This is a genomic window from Actinomadura sp. CNU-125 (assembly GCF_001942465.1).
Taxonomy (GTDB): domain Bacteria; phylum Actinomycetota; class Actinomycetes; order Streptosporangiales; family Streptosporangiaceae; genus Spirillospora.
In genome coordinates, this window is sequence record NZ_MKJY01000102.1 from 1 (window position 1) to 16,389 (window position 16,389).

At 71.4% G+C, this 16,389-nt stretch carries 17 protein-coding genes and 3 pseudogenes; 8 read left to right on the top strand and 12 right to left on the bottom strand.

Annotation, left to right across the window (positions count from 1 at the left end):
- From BJF79_RS13350 to BJF79_RS13365, 4 genes and pseudogenes are all read right to left on the bottom strand, one after another.
- A pseudogene (locus tag BJF79_RS13350) lies at positions 1 to 1,054 on the bottom strand (hypothetical protein); the annotation flags it as partial.
- 142 nt (positions 1,055 to 1,196) lie between these two features.
- On the bottom strand, positions 1,197 to 1,400 hold the full coding sequence (locus BJF79_RS13355) for a PspC domain-containing protein (protein WP_075897509.1): 204 nt from the start codon (positions 1,398 to 1,400) through the stop codon (positions 1,197 to 1,199).
- Positions 1,401 to 1,538: 138 nt separating this feature from the next.
- Positions 1,539 to 2,216 carry an HAD family hydrolase gene (locus tag BJF79_RS13360; RefSeq protein WP_075897511.1) on the bottom strand — a complete coding sequence of 226 codons (678 nt, stop codon included), beginning with the start codon at positions 2,214 to 2,216 and terminating at the stop codon, positions 1,539 to 1,541.
- On the bottom strand, positions 2,213 to 2,866 hold the full coding sequence (locus tag BJF79_RS13365) for an MBL fold metallo-hydrolase (RefSeq protein ID WP_075897513.1): 654 nt from the start codon (positions 2,864 to 2,866) through the stop codon (positions 2,213 to 2,215). Before BJF79_RS13365 ends, BJF79_RS13360 begins: the two co-directional genes overlap by 4 nt.
- A gap of 150 nt (positions 2,867 to 3,016) precedes the next feature.
- Here BJF79_RS13365 and BJF79_RS13370 point away from each other — a divergent pair, with 150 nt between their 5' ends.
- Genes BJF79_RS13370 through BJF79_RS13380 form a run of 3 tightly spaced genes read left to right on the top strand, consistent with a single transcriptional unit; the run spans position 3,017 to position 5,293 of the window.
- Positions 3,017 to 4,018 carry a phosphotransferase family protein gene (locus tag BJF79_RS13370; protein WP_143219885.1) on the top strand — a complete coding sequence of 334 codons (1,002 nt, stop codon included), beginning with the start codon at positions 3,017 to 3,019 and terminating at the stop codon, positions 4,016 to 4,018.
- Positions 4,015 to 5,097: a hypothetical protein gene (locus BJF79_RS13375; RefSeq protein ID WP_187356997.1), complete on the top strand. Its 1,083-nt coding sequence runs from the start codon at positions 4,015 to 4,017 to the stop codon at positions 5,095 to 5,097. Before BJF79_RS13370 ends, BJF79_RS13375 begins: the two co-directional genes overlap by 4 nt.
- A 13-nt stretch (positions 5,098 to 5,110) precedes the next feature.
- A complete protein-coding gene (locus tag BJF79_RS13380; protein WP_075897517.1) occupies positions 5,111 to 5,293 on the top strand; it encodes a hypothetical protein in 183 nt (60 codons plus the stop codon).
- 45 nt (positions 5,294 to 5,338) lie between these two features.
- Here BJF79_RS13380 and BJF79_RS13385 read toward each other — a convergent pair whose 3' ends face one another.
- From BJF79_RS13385 to BJF79_RS13415, 7 genes and pseudogenes are all read right to left on the bottom strand, one after another.
- A complete protein-coding gene (locus BJF79_RS13385; RefSeq protein WP_075897519.1) occupies positions 5,339 to 5,629 on the bottom strand; it encodes a Fe-S cluster assembly protein HesB in 291 nt (96 codons plus the stop codon).
- 71 nt (positions 5,630 to 5,700) lie between these two features.
- Complete coding sequence (locus BJF79_RS13390; protein WP_075897521.1) at positions 5,701 to 6,369, bottom strand: NAD(P)-dependent oxidoreductase; 669 nt, start codon at positions 6,367 to 6,369, stop codon at positions 5,701 to 5,703.
- Positions 6,366 to 6,854: a DUF6177 family protein gene (locus BJF79_RS13395; RefSeq protein ID WP_075897523.1), complete on the bottom strand. Its 489-nt coding sequence runs from the start codon at positions 6,852 to 6,854 to the stop codon at positions 6,366 to 6,368. Before BJF79_RS13395 ends, BJF79_RS13390 begins: the two co-directional genes overlap by 4 nt.
- A 670-nt stretch (positions 6,855 to 7,524) precedes the next feature.
- Positions 7,525 to 7,971, bottom strand: a complete 447-nt coding sequence (locus BJF79_RS13400) for a TY-Chap domain-containing protein (RefSeq protein ID WP_075897525.1) — start codon at positions 7,969 to 7,971, stop codon at positions 7,525 to 7,527.
- 75 nt (positions 7,972 to 8,046) lie between these two features.
- Positions 8,047 to 9,002, bottom strand: a pseudogene (locus BJF79_RS13405) (LLM class F420-dependent oxidoreductase).
- 8 nt (positions 9,003 to 9,010) lie between these two features.
- Positions 9,011 to 9,778 carry an SDR family oxidoreductase gene (locus BJF79_RS13410; protein WP_075897527.1) on the bottom strand — a complete coding sequence of 256 codons (768 nt, stop codon included), beginning with the start codon at positions 9,776 to 9,778 and terminating at the stop codon, positions 9,011 to 9,013.
- A 35-nt stretch (positions 9,779 to 9,813) separates the two neighbouring features.
- The gene (locus tag BJF79_RS13415) at positions 9,814 to 10,731 is read right to left on the bottom strand and encodes a LysR family transcriptional regulator (protein WP_075897529.1); all 918 of its coding nucleotides are present in this window, start codon (positions 10,729 to 10,731) and stop codon (positions 9,814 to 9,816) included.
- Positions 10,732 to 10,810: 79 nt separating this feature from the next.
- Between BJF79_RS13415 and BJF79_RS13420 the strand changes: the two genes are divergently transcribed.
- The 4 genes from BJF79_RS13420 (at position 10,811) to BJF79_RS13435 (ending at position 14,707) form a co-directional block, all read left to right on the top strand.
- Positions 10,811 to 12,025 carry an MFS transporter gene (locus tag BJF79_RS13420; protein WP_075897531.1) on the top strand — a complete coding sequence of 405 codons (1,215 nt, stop codon included), beginning with the start codon at positions 10,811 to 10,813 and terminating at the stop codon, positions 12,023 to 12,025.
- A 24-nt stretch (positions 12,026 to 12,049) separates the two neighbouring features.
- Positions 12,050 to 12,499: a Zn-ribbon domain-containing OB-fold protein gene (locus tag BJF79_RS13425; RefSeq protein WP_262401958.1), complete on the top strand. Its 450-nt coding sequence runs from the start codon at positions 12,050 to 12,052 to the stop codon at positions 12,497 to 12,499.
- A gap of 32 nt (positions 12,500 to 12,531) precedes the next feature.
- Complete coding sequence (locus BJF79_RS13430) at positions 12,532 to 13,689, top strand: lipid-transfer protein (RefSeq protein WP_083733398.1); 1,158 nt, start codon at positions 12,532 to 12,534, stop codon at positions 13,687 to 13,689.
- Positions 13,690 to 13,828: 139 nt separating this feature from the next.
- A complete protein-coding gene (locus BJF79_RS13435; RefSeq protein ID WP_075897535.1) occupies positions 13,829 to 14,707 on the top strand; it encodes an NAD(P)-dependent oxidoreductase in 879 nt (292 codons plus the stop codon).
- Positions 14,708 to 14,940: 233 nt separating this feature from the next.
- Here BJF79_RS13435 and BJF79_RS13440 read toward each other — a convergent pair.
- Positions 14,941 to 15,915: pseudogene (locus tag BJF79_RS13440) on the bottom strand (alpha/beta fold hydrolase); the annotation flags it as partial.
- Between BJF79_RS13440 and BJF79_RS13445 the strand changes: the two are divergent.
- A complete protein-coding gene (locus BJF79_RS13445; protein ID WP_262401959.1) occupies positions 15,811 to 16,293 on the top strand; it encodes a CGNR zinc finger domain-containing protein in 483 nt (160 codons plus the stop codon). The pseudogene BJF79_RS13440 and the gene BJF79_RS13445 overlap by 105 nt on opposite strands.
- Positions 16,294 to 16,389 lie beyond the last annotated feature (96 nt).

The window sequence follows — 16,389 nt, forward strand, 5'->3', positions numbered from 1 at the left end:
CCGTGTCCGCGCGGGCCGCCGAGGGCGTCGAGGTCGTCGAGCGGGGCGGCGCGCAGGGATTCGACGGCCGCGCGGGCGGTGGACGCGTCGGTGGCGGTGAGGGCGGCGAGGCCGGCGGAGCGCGGCGTGCAGGGCGGCGGCTGGCCGTCGCGCCGGGCGCGGCGACCAGGACCCGGCGGCCCCGGACGAGCAGGCCCTCCAGCAGGTCGGGGACCGTCGCGGGCGTCCGTTCGGGGACGCGCATGACCTGCGGCGACCGGCCGGGCGTGACGAACCGCGCGATCCCCGCCGGGACGCCGTCGGCGAGGAGGTCGAGCATCCGCGCGTGGTACCGCGCGACCGCCTCGCGGCCGGGCGGCCGCACCAGCAGCGCGGGCGCGAGCCGGACCTGCGGGACGGGCGTGCCCGTCTCGTCGGGCGTCCAGTCGTCGCGGAAGTCGACGGTTCCGACCAGCGCGTATTCGCACCATTCGCGCAGGACGTCGCCCGCCGAGGTGTTCAGCCCGAACCCGCGGCCGTCCCGGACGGCGTCGGTCACCCGGCGCGCGCCGCGGAACCCCGGACGTCCGTCCAGCAGTTCGCCGTCCCGCAGCGTCACCGGTCCCGCGAGGACGACGTCGACCCGCTCGGTGCGTTCGTCCAGCGCGACCCGTACCGGCGTGCCCAGCAGATGGTCGTGGACGGGCGGGCCGTGCGCGGGACGCCACGACAGCAGGCCCGCCCCGAGGACGACCTCGTCGTCGCCCTCGTCCTCGGCGAGGTCGCGCAGCAGCCGGTACCAGTGCCGCAGCGCCAGCCAGCCGTCGAACTCCTCCAGCACCGCCGGGGGCGTCAGCGGGATGACGGGCAGGCTGAACAGGACGTCGCCGGGCCCGGCGTCGGTTTCGACGTACACGTCGCCGGGCAGTTCGGCGAGCCAGTGGACGCGCCGGTGCGCGGCCGGGTCGCGGCGTGCGTGCGCGAGGTCGCGCAGCCGGCCGAGCAGGCGGGCGGCACGCCCGGCGGCCGGGTCCCGCGCGGTGGCCCGGCCTGGATCCGGGCCGTCCTGCGACACCGCCGTCCCCTTCCTGCCCTGCTGCCCGAGAAATCGTGTCAACCGATCTAACACTCTCGGGACGGGGCTGGTCGAGCGGTATCGATGATCTTGTTCGGTGCGGGCCGGGTACGGCGGGCGCGGGAGCGGGCCGGGCGCCGGGTCAGTGGCTGCGCGCCAGGTGGCGGTCCTCGTTCGGCATCATGATCCACAGGACGAGGTAGGCGACGAACTGCGGGCCGGGCAGCAGGCAGGAGAGCACGAACAGCAGCCGCACCGTGAAGGGCGCCATGCCGAACCTGCGCGCGAGCCCGGAGCAGACCCCGGCGATCATGCGGTTGCTGCGCGGACGGTAAAGGCCGTTCATGAGTTCCTCTCTCCCCGATTTCTCGAGCCTGAACACGGGCCGCTTGCCCGTTGCTCACCAAACTAAGAAACCGGGAGGGGAGGCCGCATCAGCCGATGGGGCGGTTCTGCCTGCTACCCGGGGAGTAGGGGGAGTCCCTTAAGGGTGATTCAAGTCGTACACGAGTTCCGGGAGCTCAGCGAGGTCGTCGAGCACGAACTGGCATTCGCGCAGGATGCCGTCGTCCTCCTGAATATGCCCCCACGGCCCGCGTCTGAGGAACGCCGAACGCATCCCGTAGGCGATGGCGGGACGAACGTCGTTGTCGATTCGGTCGCCGACGTAAAGGACGTGTTCGGGCAGGACGTCCGCGAGCTGCGCGCAGCGTTCGAAGAACTCGTGCGACGGCTTCTGCACGCCCCACACGTCCGAAATGCCGATGACGTCCGCGTCCAGTCCGAGCGCCTCCATCTGCTCGGCGGCCTCGACCGGCTGGTTCCCCGCGATGCCCACGAACAGCCCCTGCTCGCGCAGGCCGGACAGACACGCGCGCGCGTCCGGGTACAGGTCGTCCGCGCCGAACCCGTTGGGCACGCCGGCCGCACGGCGCGCCTTCTCCTCCGCCTCCAGGTCGAAACCGGGGCGGAAGTACTCGAACAGGTCCATGTGGGTCTTGCCGGTCGCGAGCAGCGCGCCGAGCTTCGTGAGGAACGTGTGCCTCGGCACGCCGAGCCAGTCGGCCCAGCGCCCGTAGATCTCGCCCTCGTCGACGAGCGTCTCCCCGATGTCGAAGAAGACGGCCTGGACGGCCCGGGGGGTCGGGGGGTGCTCGGTCACGCGTCGCTCAACTCCACGGATTCCCCTGGGGCGAGCCGGGTGTAGGTCTTGCCGAGTTCTTCGAGCGCCTTGGTCGCGTTGTTGTTCATGACCGTGAGGCCGATGTCGTTCAGCAGGCCGTCATGGATGGCGTACGCGCGCTCGGGACGCACCTCGCGCACATACGTGAACATCTCGGGCGCCTTCAGCCACGGCGCGTTCCCGGGCAGGCACAGCGTCCGGACGGGCTCGCCCGGGACGGTCAGCGCGTCGCCCGGGTGGAAGATCTCCCCGTCGAGCAGGAACCCCGTGTTGGGGATCGGCGGGACGTCCGGGTGCAGGATCTCGTGGTCCTCGCCGTAGACGTGCACGTCGAACCCGGCGATCGTCACCGCGTCCTCGTGGCCCACCTGGTGGACGCGTCCGCCCAGGTCGGCGAGGTTCTCGGCGACGGCGCGGGACGTCCACACCTCCAGGGACGGGCGCGCGGCCATCGCCTTGCGCAGCGCGTCGGCGTCGAAATGGTCGAAGTGCTCGTGCGTGATCAGGACCGCGTCGGCGCCCGCGAGGGCCTCCTCCGCCCCGGTGCTGAACGCACCCGGGTCGATGACGATCGTGCGGTCGTCCTTGCTGATCTGGACACATGCGTGCCCGAGCTTGGTAAGGCGCATCGTCCGATTTTTTCATGTCCGGCCCGCACCCCCATTGACCACCCCCGATCACATTGATAGAACACGTTCTACTTTGGTTGCGAGCCAGGAGGCGGCCATGCCCGTTCCCACCCAGCGCGACCCCGACGCCACCCGGCGAGCCCTGTCGCAGTGGCTGCACCGGCACCTGCCCGCGCCCGCGTCGCCCACCTCGAAACCCCCGAGACCAGCGGCTTCTCCAGCGAAACCCTGATGTTCGACGCCGAAACACCGGACGGCGTCCGGCACCCGTGCGTCGCACGCGTCGCGCCCGTCCAGTACCAGGTGTTCCCCGAACCGCGCTTCGAGGAGCAGCACCGGCTGATGCGCGTTCTCGCCGACCGCACGGACCTGCCCGTCCCGGCCGTCCACTGGTGGGAACCGTCCCCCGACGTCCTCGGCGCCCCGTTCTTCGTGATGGCCCGCGCCGAGGGCCGCGTCCCCACCGACATGCCCCCGTACCACATGGACGGCTGGGTCACCGAGATCGAACCGGACGAACGCGCCGCGATGTGGTGGTCGACCCTGGACATCCTCGCCCGCCTGCACCGGCTGGACGTCCAGGCCCTCGACCTCGGGTTCCTCGACCAGCCCGCGTGGGGCGCCCCCGGACTCGACCAGCGCCTCAACTACTACGAGCACTACCTGCACTGGGCCTACCGTGGCCCGCAGGACATCGCGCTCAAGGCCCTCGACTGGCTGCGCGCCAACCGCGTGGACGAACCCGACCCGCCCGTCCCGCTCTGGGGCGACTCCCGCATCGGGAACGTCGTCTTCGACCACGGCGTCCCCGTCGCCGCCCTGGACTGGGAGAACGCCGTCCTCGGGGCGCCCGAGGAAGACCTCGCCTGGTTCATGTTCCTCGACCGGCACCACTGCGAGGGCATCGGCGTCCCGCGCCTGCCCGGCTTCCCCTCGTACGCCGACACCGTCGCCCGCTACGAGGAACTCCTCGGCCGTCCGGTGCGGAACCTCGCCTACTACGAGGTGCTCTCCGGCTTCAAGTTCTCGGTGATCATGGCTCGGATCGGGCAGGCGATGATCGACTTCGGCTGGATCGACGAGACCAGCGAGTTCCCCCACGACAACAACTGCACACGCCTGCTCGCGAGCATCCTGGAGGAAACCGCGTGACGCTCTCGCCCCTCGACGACTACCCCGTCCACCAGGCGCCCGAGGTGATGCGGCACGTCACCACGTCCGACCGCAACTTCTACGACCGCTACTACTTCAACGTCCACCCGTGCTCCGACGACCTCATGATGCTCATCGGCATCGGCCAGTACCCGAACCTCGGCGTCATGGACGCGTTCGCCGTCGTCCGGCGCGGGCCGCTGCACCGTGTCGTCCGGGCCTCGCGGGAACTCGGCGCCGACCGGATGGACACGACCGTCGGGCCGTTCCGCGTCGAGGTCCTCGAAGGGCTCAAGCGGCTCCGCGTCGTCCTCGACCCCACCGAGCACGGGCTGTCGTTCGACCTCACCTGGGAGGGCGCGATCCCCGCGACCCTCGAACCCCCGCACTACCTGCGCTGGCAGGACCGCGTCATGTTCGACGCCCGCCGCATCGCCCAGACCGGACGGTGGACGGGCCACATCACCATCGGCGACGAACGCGTCGACGTCACCCCGGACGCGTGGTGGGGCGCCCGCGACCGATCCTGGGGCATCCGCCCCGTCGGCGAACCCGAACCGCCCGGCATCCAGGCGAAGAACGCCGGCACCTTCTACTGGATGTACGCACCGATGCAGTTCGACGACCACTCGATCCTGTGCATCGTCCAGGAAGACGAACACGGACGCCGCGTGCTCGAAGAGGCCGTCCGCGTCCGTCCGGACGGTGGCGAACCCGAATACTTGGGGCGACCCGAATACCGTCCCGTCTACAAGCCCGGCACACGCGAGGTCGTCACCGCCGCCATCGAGTTCGCGCCGCCGAACGGCACCCCGTTCACGATCACCGCGACGCCGATCCTGCCCGTCCACCTCATGGTCGGCACCGGCTACGGGCTCGAACCCGACTGGAAACACGGCATGTACCAGGGCCCCGACCTCAAGGTGCAGGGCGTCACCCTCGACACCCGCGACCCGGACGACGCCGCCCGCATGTGGGGCATGGTCGACGCCGTCGCCCGCTACGAATACCCGGACGGGACGACCGGGCACGGGCTCTTCGAATACTGGGCACTCGGCCCGCACCCGTCCTTCGAGTGAAACACTGGCCGGCGTGACCGACGACCGCGAGACCGCGGGCCTCGACCGCGACGGCCTGGACCGGCAGGTGCGCGACCGCTACGGAACCTGGCGCGACCAGCCGCGCGGCCTCGGCTGCGCGATCGTCGCCGCCTTCCTCGTCCTGACCACGATCGCGTTCGCCGTCGTGGTCGTCCTGCTCATCGCGGCCGCGTAGGCCGGGGCGCACCGCACGCGCCCCGGCCCCGCGCCGCCGACTCGTTCAGGTCGCGGTCCCCTCCGCGATGGTGAACGCCACGTCGCCCTGCGGATCCACCTGGGCGTCGAGCGTCTTGTCGTCCAGCAGCTGCGCCGCCGCCGGCTCCAGGTACACCTTCGCGCCCTCCTCCTCGACGACCTGGTCGCCCGACTCCGGCGCGGACGCGACCGACAGCCGCAGCGCGTCCGAACCGTCGATGCCGGACTCGATCCGGATACCCGTCTCGGGCGGCAGCTCGGGGTTGGCGGTCACGTTGCGGATGACCTGCACCGCGCCGCTCGTCAGCGTGAGCACGATCAGCTCCTACTCGTCGTATGCATGGATCCCGCCCTCCCTCCCCACTCGCCTCCGCGGCTAAACACGGCTCAGTAGTTCAGCGTGATCGCCTGCCCGACCGTTTCGTCCCTGGTGACGCACCCGAGCAGGAACTCCGCGAGATCCGCGCGCGCGATCCGGAAACCGCCCTTCGGCTTACGGTCGACGGCCGTCCGGTACGTCCCTTTCGGCGGACGATCGATGAGCAGGGCCGGGCGCGCGATCGTCCAGTCGAGGCCGCTCGCGCGCACCGCGTCCTCCATCACCCCGAGGTCGGCGTACTGCTCCCGGAGGAAGTACTTCCGCGCCGGTCCGCCCACGAGGTACCGGAGGATGAACCCCTCGCCCGGATCGTGCTTCGGCGGGTTCGGCCGTCCCGGCGACGGCACGACCGTCATCGACTCCGAACTGATCACGACGAGCCGGCGGGCCCCCGTGGCCCGCATCCCCCGGATGACCGCCTCGGTGCCCTTCGCGCACGTCCGCGCCCGCGCTTCGTCCTTGTTCCGTGCGCCGAGGCACGAGAACACCGCGTCGGCCCCTTCGAGCGCGGGCCGCAGGTCCGGATCGTCCAGCATGTCGGCCCGGACGGTCCGGACGGCGTCGGGCAGGTCGCGCGGCCGGCGGGCCACCGCGGTGACGTCGTGGCCCGCGGCGAGCGCGAGATCGACGAGGATCCGTCCGGTACCGCCCGTGGCGGCGAAGATCGTGAGCTTCATGCCTCCAAAGAGGACTCCGGCCCCCGACGTGTGACATTCACGAGAACGCCCAGCGCCCCGCCCCGCCCGGCGAGCACCTCGACCAACGCGGCCATATCGGGCACCGGGACGCTCGCGCCCAGCATCACCCGCTCCTCGACGCCGCCGTCCGTCCGGACGACCTGCAGCGTCCCGACACCGCCCCCGACGTGACACGTCCACGTGCGCTTCGCGCCCGGCGCCTGCAGTACTCCGTCACGGACTCCGCGCTCCAAGGCGTCGAAGCGGGCTCGGCGGCCCCCCCACCCCGCGGGCGGCGCGCCCGTCACGTGCGTCGACAGGCTCTCGACCACACGTCCCACCCGCAGCCCGTCCGAAGCCGTGTGCCGAACGGTGGCCGTGACCACCAGCCACCGCCCGTCCGCCTCGACCCTCTCGAAGCCGGGGTGCACGCCGTCCCCGGGGACGAACCGTTCGCCGTCCCATTCGAGGGGCGCGCCGTTCAACCTGGTCAGTGCGGCGGGACGGCCGACGTGCTCACCCCGCCGGGTCGCCGCACCACCCGGGGCACCTACCGGCTTCCCGGATGTCTCTTCTCTCGCCCCGTCGCGAACGACAGCGGCGGCTTGGCATAATAAAGGAAAGGAAGAGCGAACAAGGCAGCCCAGAATCGCCAGGAGTCACCTGACTCGCTGAATGAATATATGGCGCCGATGGCCGTACTTATAATGCCAGCCACCCAGAGCATGAGCGATACGCGCAGCAGTATCGCAGGTTGTCACTGAGCAACTTGCTCGCCCGGTCAAGCATTCCCCAGTCACCCGGATTGATAACGAATTTCTTGACTTCATTCCAAGCTTTGGTGATTACCTCCTGAAGTTTGGCGGCCGAAGGGATGAAGTGGGCAAACCCTGGGAAGTCAAGAATGGAGTCAGGATCCTTGAATTCGAGACCCTATCGTCGCGACGATCGCGCTGTCCAACTCGCGCATCTCTCAGGATCATGCCTGTTCGGGCTGGTGAGGCAACCAGCAGAATGCAGCACGGACTGCTCGGCATGGCCGCATTCGGCCAGGAATGCGGAGAGGGAGCCGATTGGTGGTCGGCTCCCTCTCCGGGTGTGGGGTTTCGTTAGGCGGCGGTGTGGGCCGGGGCTCTCGGACCGTGGACGATCAGGTCATGCGTTCGGTTTAGAGGGCAGCGGGAGGAAGTCCAGTTCGACGGGCTCGTTGCCGTTGCTCTCGTTCCAGGCTTCGCAATACCAGCCGGTCAGGTCGGGGACGCCGTAACCGTCGCGCAGGGCCGTGGCCATCATCGTGGCGAGGGTTCGGTACTCGGACACGGGCTTGTGGCCGTTGAGCTCGAAGGACCAGTTCTCTTCCGCCCATTCCGGCCCCGCCTTCCAACCCGCGTCCGCGATCACGCGTTGGCCCTCCTCGGAGGCATGGGCTGTGTCGGGGAGGAAGCAGTTGGCCACGACCTCGGCGTAGAACTGCTTCCCCAACTGCCTGCACTGGACGTACCGGCCTCCGGACGATTTGGGCTCGGCCACGATGAGGATGCTTCCTGTTTCGAGTCCGGCCATCTCGAGGGCCATCGTCTCGATGAATTCGGTCCACTGCATGGGCACGAAGGGTAGGGCACGTGTACGACGAGGGGGAGCCGGCCGACGGCCGGCTCCCCCTCGGGGCCGGTTCTGTTAGTCGGCGGACGGGGCGAGTGCTTTCACCGCGTCGGCCGTCGACAGGTTCTTCGTGGGGACGATCGCGAGGACGGGCGTCGTGAGGCCGTTCGACACGTACTCGCGGACGCGGGCTCGGCATTCGGACGGGGAACCGTGGACGATCAGGTCGTCGACGACTTCGTCCGGGATCACTTCGAGGGCCTTCTTGCGGTCGCCCGCGGCCCACGCGTCGTTCATCGGCCGCAGGGCTTCGCCGCGGCCGAGCCATTCGTGGAAGGCGCGGTAGACGGGGACGGTCATGTACGCGGCGATCATCCAGCGGCCGATGGCGCGGGCCTCGTCGGCGTCGTCGGTCGGGACGACGAACAGGCGGGCGACGAGTTCGGGGTCGTCGCCGAGTTCGGCGCGGACCGTCCGGACGCCTTGGGCGCGAGCCAGTTGGTGATGGCGCCGTCGGCTTCGCGGGCGGCGAGGCGGAGCATGCCCGGGCGCAGGGCCGCGAGGACGATCGGGGGCGGGGTCGCGGGCGCGTTCTCCAGCTTGAAGCCCTTGACCGTGAAGGTCGCGTACTCCTCCTTGACCTTTTCGCCCGCGAGGGCCTTGCGCAGGAAACGGATGGTGTCGCGGACGCGCTTGTACGGTTCGTCGAACGGGATGCCGTTCCAGCGTTCGACGATCGTGTCCGACGAGGTGCCGATGCCCAGGACGAACCGTCCGGGGGCGAGGTCGGCGAGCGTCGCGGCCTGCTGGGCGAGCAGGGCGGGGCCGCGGGTGTAGACCGGGACGATCGCGGGGCCGAGGCGCAGGTCGGGGGCCCACTGGGAGGCGAGGGCCAGCGGGGTGAAGGCGTCGGCGCCGTTCGTCTCGGCGGACCAGGCGTCGGTGTAGCCGAGCCCGGGGAGGCTCTCGATGATCTCGCGCTGGTCGGCGAGCGGTCCGGAGAGCGGAATGGTCAGTCCCCAGCGAGACATGTGGGCTCCTAGGCGATCGAGGGCCGGATGGTGCTGCCGCCGTCGACGACGAGGGTCTGGCCGGTCATCCAGGAGGCGGTGTCGCCGGCGAGGAAGACGGCGGCCGTGGCGATGTCCTCGGGGACGCCGAGGCGGCCGAGCGGCATGTGCTTGCTGATCGCCTCCTCGTTGCCTTCCCAGAGGCCGCGGGCGAGGTGCGTCTTGACGAGGCCGGGCGCGATGCAGTTGACCCGGACCTTCGGCGCGAGTTCCATGGCGAACTGGCGGCTGAGGTGGATGACGGCGGCCTTGGTGGCGTTGTAGTACCCGATGCCGTGCTCGGTGACCATGCCGCCGACGGACGCGATGTTGATGATCGAACCGCCGTTGTCCTGCATGGCGCGCTTCCACGCGAGGTTCGTCCAGGAGACGATGGAGAACTGGTTGACCTCGACGGTCTTCGCGGCGGCGGACGGCTCGATGTCGACCATCGGGCCGAAGTAGGGGTTGGTCCCGGCGTTGTTGACCAGGACGTCGAGGCCGCCGAACTCGGCGATGGTGGCGTCCACGCAGGCGGCGGCCTGGTCGGCGTCGCCGACGTGGGCGGCCTTGGCCAGGACGCGGGCGTCCGGGTGGGCGGCGAGGATCTCCTTGGCGGCTTCGTCGAGGCCCTCCTGCTTGCGGGAGGAGAGCACGACGTTGGCGCCCTCGGCCACCAGCGCGGTGGCGATCGCCTTCCCGATGCCCCGGGACGCCCCGGTGACCAGGGCGGTCTTGCCTTCCAGTCCAGTCCGCATCCGCGGTCTCCTTCCACGAACAGAATCCGACTCGGTCACTGTACCCAAGTGACTGACGAGTCAGTTAGCTGCCCTTCCCCGCCGTGTTCCAGGACGAACCGGCGGAATCCCTCCACGACGGGCGGGCGGGTGCGGGCGGTCGACCAGACGAGGCCGATCGTGCGGGTCGCGCCGGGGTCGGTGAGGGTGAGGTGCCGCAGGCCGGAGAACTCCTCCCCCGGGCGCGGCGCGGCGACGATCGCGACGCCGAGGCCCGCGGTGACGAGGCCGCGGACGGTCGAGGTCTCCTCGCCCTCGAACGCGATGCGGGGCGGGCCGCCGGCGTTGGCGAACAGCTGCTCGGCGACCGTCCGCAGGTGCGCGCCCTCGCGCAGGGCGACGAACGGCTCGTCCAGGACGTCGCGGACGGACGCGCGCCGCCGCCGCGCGAGCCGGTGGGCGGACGGGACGGCGAGCTGCAGGCGTTCGGTGACGAGCGGGTGCCAGGTGAGGGCCGGGTCGTCCGGGCGGGGGCTGTTGATCGCGAGGTCGGCGCGGCCGTCGAGGACCATCGCGGTGACGCGTTCGGAGCGGTCCTGGCTGAGCCGGAACGCGACGCCGGGGTGGTGGTCGCGGTAGCGGCGGATCAGGTCGGGGACGAACGAGGGCCCCTGCGTGTGCAGGAAGCCGAGGGACACCTCGCCGTGCTCGGGGTCGGCGGCCTGGGCGAGGGCGCGGTGGACGGCTTCCTCTTCGGCGACGAGGCGGCGCGCGTGCTCGGCGAAGATCCGTCCGTACGGGCTGAGGACGACGCCGCGGCCGGCCCGGTCGAGGAGGGGGCGGCCGAGTTCGCGTTCGAGCCGGGCGATCGCGCGGGAGAGTCCGGGCTGGGAGATCCGGAGTTCGGATGCGGCGTTCGTCACATGGCCGTACTCGGCGACCGCCAGGAACCACCGGACGGTGAGGAGGTCCATGGATTCATGATGCTCCGGCATCGGTCGGTGCGTAAAGAGTCATTGGACGCATGGAACGATCCAGGCGGAACCTTGACGAATGACCGCGACCTTGGAGACGACGCCGCAGCGGCACGTGCCGGGATCGCCCGGTCTGCGGCGGGTGAACCTGGCCCTGTTCGCCGCCGGGCTGACGACGTTCATGTCGCTCTACTGCACGCAGGCGCTGTTGCCCGAGATGTCGGAGAGCCTCGGCGTGGCCCCCGCGCGGGCGAGCCTGCTCGTGTCGCTGGCCACGGGCGCCGTCGCGGTCGCGGTGATCCCGGTCAGCTCGCTGTCGGAGCGGTACGGACGGACGCGTGTGATGCTCGGGTCCGCGGCGGCGTCGGCGGTGATCGGGTTGCTGCTGCCGCTGTGCACGTCGTTCCCGCAGCTCGCGGCCGTCCGGGCGGTGCAGGGGCTCGCGCTGGCGGGGGTGCCCGCGGTCGCGATGGCCTACCTGGCCGAGGAGGTGGACGGCTCGCACCTCGGCGGCGCGATGGGACGGTACGTGGCCGGGACGGGCATCGGCGGGGTGCTCGGCCGGGTGGTGCCGGGCGTCGTGACGGACTTCGGCGGCTGGCGGTGGGCGCTCGCCGCGACGGGGCTCCTGGCGCTGGCGTTCACGGTCGCGTTCTGGCTGCTGCTTCCGCCGTCGCGCTTCTTCCAGCCGGGGAAGGGCGGTTACCGGGGGCTTCGCACACATCTGTCGGATCCGGGGCTGCGCCGCCTATATCTGGTGGCATTGACGGTGATGGCCGGGTTCGTCACGGTCTACAACTTCCTGACGTACCGGCTGCTGGAGGCGCCGTTCCACCTGCCGATGGCCGTCGTGAGCCTGATCGCGGTGATGAACCTGGCGGGGTCGGCGGCGTCCGCGCGGGCGGGCGTCCTCGCCGACCGGGCCGGGCGGCGGACGGTGCTGGCCGGGGCGCTCGTCCTGGCGGCGGCCGGGCTCGTGCTGATGTTCCCGCCGGTGCTGTGGCTGGTCGGGGTGGGCCTGCTGGTGTTCACGGTCGGGTTCTTCGCGACGCACTCGGTGGCGAGCGGGTGGGTCGGGCTGCGCGCGTCGACGAACCGGGCGCAGGCGTCCGCCCTGTACCTGTGCGCCTACTACCTCGGCAGCAGCCTGGGCGGGACGGCCGGCGGGTTCGCGTTCGAGCACGGCGCGTGGACGGGCACGGGCCTGTACGTCCTGGTCCTGCTGGCGGCCGGGCTGCTCGCCGCGACCGGACCTGTCTTGAGCGGACGCTTGGTTGCTAGGCTGCGCCGGTAGGCGATCAAGGCGGGGAGGCCGAGCTTGACCACCACGAAGGAACGTCGTCCGGCGATCGACGGCTGGTTCAACGAGCGGGACGGCGGGGTGCGGCTGCTCGGCACCCGGTGCGCGTCGTGCGGCACACCGTACTTCCCGCGCAACGAGCTGGCCTGCAGGAACCCGCGTTGCGACGGCCCGCGGGACGGCTCGGAGCTCGCCGAGTACGCGTTCTCCGCGCGCGGACGTATCTGGTCGTACGCCGATTCCCGCTACAAACCGCCGCCGCCGTACGTCTCCCCCGACCCGTTCCGGCCCTACACGGTCGCCGCGGTGGAGCTCGAAGACGAACGCATGGTCGTCCTCGGGCAGGTCGTCCCGGAATGCACGGTGGACGACCTGGCCGTGGGCATGGAGGTCGAGCTGACCGAAGGCGTCCTGTACGAGGACGACGACGCCGAGTACACCGTGTGGATGTGGAGGCCGGTCAAGTGAGCGGTTCGTCGGTGGCGGTGCTCGGCGCCGGGATGCACCCGTGGGGCAAGTGGGGGCGCAGCTTCGTCGAGTACGGGCTCGCGGCCGCCCGCGCGGCGCTCGCGGACGCGGGGCTCGCATGGACGGACGTCCAGTACGTGGCGGGCGCGGACACGATCCGCAACGGGTACCCGGGGTTCATCGCAGGGGCGACCTTCGCCCAGGCGCTCGGCTGGTCCGGGGCGCGGGTATCGAGCTGTTACGCGGCGTGCGCTTCCGGGGCCCAGGCCATCGCGTCGGCGCGCGCGCAGATCCTCGCGGGACTGTGCGACGTCGCGCTGGTGGTCGGCGCGGACGCGGCGCCGAAGGGATTCTTCAAGCCGGTCGGCGGCGACCGTCCGGACGACCCCGACTGGCTGCGCTTCCGCCTCCTCGGCGCCACCAACCCCATCTACTTCGCCCTGTACGCGCGTCGCCGCATGTCCATGTACGGTGCGACGCTCGACGACTTCGCCGCCGTGAAGGTAAAGAACGCACGGCACGGCCTGAACAACCCGAACGCGCGCTACCGGAAAGAGGTCACGGCGGAGGACGTCCGGGAGTCGGCCGTCGTCGCCGACCCGCTGCGCCTCCTCGACATCTGCGCGACGAGCGACGGCGGCGCCGCGCTCGTCCTCACCTCGGTCGACTTCGCGCGGCGGCACGGCATCGCCGACCCCGTGCGGATCCCGGCGCTGTCGACGGTGACGCCCACCTTTCCGAAGACCGTCCTCGACCTGCCCGACTTCGCGACCGACTCCGCGATGGCCGTCGAGCCGCCGGACCGTCCGTTCCGGTCGGCGATCGCGCACGCCGCGTACGAGGAGGCCGGGATCGGGCCGGACGAGCTGTCCCTCGCGGAGGTCTACGACCTGTCGACGGCCCTCGAACTCGACTGGTACGAGGACATCGGCCTGTGCGAGCCGGGCGGCGCGGAGGAACTGCTGCGCTCGGGCGCGACGGCCCTCGGCGGGCGGATCCCGGTCAACCCGAGCGGCGGGCTCGCCAGCTTCGGCGAGGCGATCCCGGCGCAGGCCATCGCGCAGGTGTGCGAGCTGACCTGGCAGCTGCGCGGCGGCGCGGACGCCCGCCAGGTCGAGGACGCGCGCGCGGGCATCGCCGTCAACCAGGGCCTCTTCGGACACGGCTCCGCCGTCATCGCCGTCCGCTGACCCGGCCGGATCCGGTCGGTGGGCGTCCGCCCGTCACCGCGTCGCTTCGTCGCCCCTCCGGGCATGACCGCGATCACAGTTGACCTCAACTTTCGTTGAGCTCCTAGCGTGATCGGCGACACGACACGGAGGGGGCATCATGACGACAACGACGACCGGACGGGTCACCGTGCTCGGCCTCGGCGACATGGGGTCGGCGATCGCGAGGACGTTCGTCGACCGCGGCGACCGCACGACCGTCTGGAACCGGACGGCGAGCAGGAGCGCGCCGCTCGCCGCCGCCGGCGCCACCGTGGCCGCGACGGCGGCGGAGGCGGTCGCGGCGAGCCCGCTCGTCGTGCTCTGCCTGCTCGACGGCACGGCGGTCGACGAGGTGCTCGACTCGGTCGGCGGCGCCATCGCGGGCAAGGTGCTGGTGAACCTGACGAGCGGCTCGCCCGCCAAGGCGCGGGCGCACGAGCGCCGGGCGAACGAGCGCGGCGCCGAGTATCTGGACGGCAAGCTCATGGGCGACCCGCCGTACATCGGCACGCCGAACGTCATGATCCCGGTCAGCGGTTCCGGCGACGCGTGGGCCGCCCACGGGCCGACGCTGCGCGGGCTGGGCACCGTCGCCTACCACGGTCCGGACGCCGGGGCCGCCGCCGTGGAGTTCATGGCCCAGGTCGCGGTGTCCTACGAGTTGCTCGTCGGGTACCTGCACACGCTGCGGCTGGTGCAGGAGGAAGGCGTCGACGTGGTCGAGTTCGCGGAGCGCGTCGCCGTCTCGATTCCCGCCTACCCGCCGCTGCTGACCGGGATGGCGCGGGCGGTCAAGAGCGGCGAGTACGCGCCCGACCTCGGCCCGCTCCGCGTCCAGGCGGCGCTGATGGACGACATGATCGACCACCGCGAGTCCGTCGGTGTGGAGGCCGTGCGGATGCGGGAGGTCAAGAAGCTGATGGACCGCCGGATCGCCGACGGCCACGGCGACCAGGGCTTCTCGAGCCTGTTCGAACTGCTGGCGGAGGACGGCTGAACCGAGCCGGCCGGACGGGCGCGCCCCCGCGCGTCCGTCCGGCCGGGCTCACGCCCCGACCCGGTCGAGGAAGCCGGCCATGAGCGGGGCGATCTCGGGCAGGTGGTCTTCGAGGGCGAAGTGGCCCGTGTCGAACAGATGGAGTTCGGCGCCGGGGACGTCGCGCAGGTAGCGCGCGCGCCGGGGGCGGGGAAGAACGGGTCGGCGGCGCCCCAGACGATGAGCGTGGGCGGCGTGTGCGTGCGCAGCCACGCCTGCCAGGCGCCGTAGCTCTCGACGTTGGTGCGGTAGTCGAACGCGAGCGCGACCTGCGCGTCCGCCCGTCCGGGGCGGTCGAGGAAGTGCTGGTCGAGGGTCCAGCCGTCCGGGGCGATCAGCTCGGGGTCGGCGACGCCGGTCTCGTACTGGCCGCGCGTGCCGGGAAGCGTGAGCAGGTCGCGGATCGTCTCCTCCGCTCCGGGATGCTCGGGGCGCAGGCCGATGAAGTCGCGGGCGGCGGCCGAGAGGCCCTCGGCGTAGACGTTGCCGTTCTGGACGATCAGGCCCGCGATCCGCTCCGGGTGCCGTTCGGCGACCCGGAACCCGACGGGCGCGCCGAAGTCGAACACGTACATCACGAACCGGGCGAGGCCGAGTTCGCGGACGAACCCCTCGACGACCCCGGCGAGCCCGTCGAACGTGAACGTGAAGTCGTCCGGTGCCTCGGTGCGGCCGAACCCGGGGTAGTCGGGGGCGATGAGCCGGTAGCGGGCGCCGAGCACGTCGATGAGGCGCCGGAACTGGTGGGACGCGGACGGGAAACCGTGCAGGAGGAGCACGGTGGGCGCGTCCGTCCGCTCGGGGAGCGACTCGCGGTAGAAGACGCGCACGCCGTCGACGTCGAGGTGGCGGTGGACGACGCGGGCGACCGGAGGCAGCATCATGACTAATGCCTTTCGCGGGGGATGTTGCGTTAGGTATAGCGGGCGGACGACTAACGCGTCAATCGCACGATGTACCGTTAGACGCATGAGCGACCTCGTCCCGCTGACCGGAGAGCCCCTGGCACTGGACCTGCTCAACACCCGCACGTCCGCCGCGACCTGCTCGCCACCCCCGCCGACCTGCGCGCATGGCTCGCCCTCCAGTCCGGCCGCCGCCCGCACGACCTCGCCCCCGCGGAGTCCGGCGCGGAAGCACTCGGCGCGGTCCGGACGGTGCGCGCGCATACGGCCGCCGCGCTGGAGCGCGTCCGGCACGGGGAACGGCCGGACGAGGCCGATCTGGCGGCGCTCAACGAGCTGCAGCGTGCGGCGCCCGCCGTGAGCGAGCTCGCCTGGAACGGCAGGGCGGTCGCGGTCGAGCGACGCCGCGCCGGGCCGTTCGGGGCGCGGGCGGCGGCGTGGCTCGCGGAGGCCGCCGCCGAACTGCTGGCCGACCCGGCGGTCGTCAAGGTCCGGCAGTGCGAGGCGGACGACTGCGTCCTGCTGTTCCTGCCCGCGCACCCGCGCCGCCGGTGGTGTTCGGCCGCGCGCTGCGGCAACCGCACCCGCGTCGCCCGCCACTACCGGCGGCACAAACCGGAACAGGCCCCGCGCCTCGACTGACCATATGAACGAAACCGGGGCCTAGGGCGTGTCTCAAAGTTGATCAGAGCCATTCGTTGATGGCGGCGATGTGGACGGTGGCCAGGTAGCGGACGG